The sequence below is a fragment of the Vibrio sp. 10N.222.49.C9 genome, from assembly GCF_041474985.1.
Taxonomy (GTDB): Bacteria; Pseudomonadota; Gammaproteobacteria; order Enterobacterales; family Vibrionaceae; genus Vibrio; species Vibrio crassostreae_C.
Genome location: NZ_JBFRVD010001534.1, coordinates 1 through 383, shown reverse-complemented (window position 1 = coordinate 383; position 383 = coordinate 1). Strand labels below are relative to the sequence as shown.

The following is a 383-nucleotide window of genomic DNA, read 5'->3' as shown; positions in this document are numbered from 1 at the left end:
ACGCAATAGAAAGAGAGCTGTTCGAAGAGATCGGTATTCAAGGTCTACACAGTGAGTCATTCCAGCATTTCGACTTTGACTATACAGACAAGTCGCTGAGCTTTGATTTCCTTTTGATCCATAGCTTTGAAGGCAGGCCTTACGGCAAAGAGGGGCAACTAGGTCAATGGGTCTCAATAGCCGACCTGACCAATTACGCCTTCCCAGAAGCAAACGTTCCAGTAGTACAAGCCGTGATCCAACACTTTTGCGAGGAAATGTGAATTGGCTGGATTCCAAAGTGTGATTCAGATACATTAAGTTACCCCCAGCTTTATATAATGGAGACTAGCGTAGTGGTGCGAATAGCAGTTGCCGGAGCGGCAGGCCGTATGGGCCGTAAC

1 pseudogene is annotated in these 383 nt (G+C 47.3%); it reads left to right on the top strand.

What is annotated here, in order from left to right:
• Positions 1–263, top strand: a pseudogene (locus AB4585_RS29120) (8-oxo-dGTP diphosphatase MutT); the annotation flags it as partial.
• Positions 264–383 lie beyond the last annotated feature (120 nt).